Here is a 1,082-nt window from a genome sequence, read left to right on the forward strand (position 1 = left end):
GTAGTCGACTTCGGCCGTGATCGTCAGACCGGGGACGATATCGTAGGCGACATTCGCCGCGATGCCGAGGTTCTTGTCGTCGTCATACGACGCCTGGAGGTTGAACGAGGTCTTTTCGTTGATGGTGTAGGTGCCACCGCCCCAGACTGCCCAATTGCCGCCCCACTGCTTGTAGAAGCCGCGGCCACCGGCGGGGGTTGCATAGGTCGGATCCGAAAGGTTGTCGTCGGTACCGTAGCCGCCCATGATGAACAGCGTCAGGTTCTGCATGGCGTTTACGTCAAGGCGAACCTTGCCGGCCACTTCTTCGTAGTTGCTGTCATAAGCAACGACGCCGGTGATGGCACCCCAGCCCTGCGTCCACTTCAGACCGCCGACGACGTGCGGAACATAGCTGTCGATCGTGCCGACGACGCCCGCGCCCTGTTCGAGCGAGGCCACCGCCGAGAAGCCGTTGCCGAAATCGAAGTAGTACTGGACGACATTGGTGTCGAAATCACCGTAAGGAACCAGCGTATCGTTGATGACGTTGCCGGCGTAGCCGATGAACGTGTTGAAGGCCGATTCGTCCTTACCGACGCGCAGGCCACCGAGCTGTATCCAGGCGAAGTTCAGCGAAACGCCCGAGTTGCCGGCAGCGTTAACCAGGAATCTGTCATTCACGTCGTCATAAACAGCGTAGCCCTGACGGTTGCCGAAGTTGAAGCGGGTCTCGGTGTAGGTCTTCAAGGTGCCGAGTTCGGTTTCTTGGCCGGTCCAGGTCTTGAAGGTGGCGCGGGCACGCTTCCAATAGGTGTCGTTCTCATCGCCGTCCTCATGGTCGCCGGACGTCGCACCGGTGAACGCGCCGACGTCGCCGACGCCGATGTCGTAGCGGATGTAGCCGCCGATGCGCAGGCAGGTTTCGGTGCCGGGGATGAAGAAGTAGCCAGCGCCGTAGACGTCGCAGATCTTGACGTATTCAGCGGGTTCCGGCTCGGCGACGACGACGGCGTCGGCGGCGCGCGCACCGGATACTGCGATCAGTGCCGCAGCGGAGCCGAGAAGCAGGCTCTTGATGTTCATTTTCTGACCTCCAGTCA

1 protein-coding gene is annotated in these 1,082 nt (G+C 61.0%); it reads right to left on the reverse strand.

The annotated features are described in order from the left end of the window. Positions 1-1,065: porin (locus NKH98_RS32905; RefSeq protein ID WP_352904315.1), on the reverse strand; the 1,065-nt coding region annotated here is incomplete at its 3' end. Positions 1,066-1,082 lie beyond the last annotated feature (17 nt).

The organism is Mesorhizobium sp. M0833, assembly GCF_040319905.1.
Lineage (GTDB): Bacteria > Pseudomonadota > Alphaproteobacteria > Rhizobiales > Rhizobiaceae > Mesorhizobium.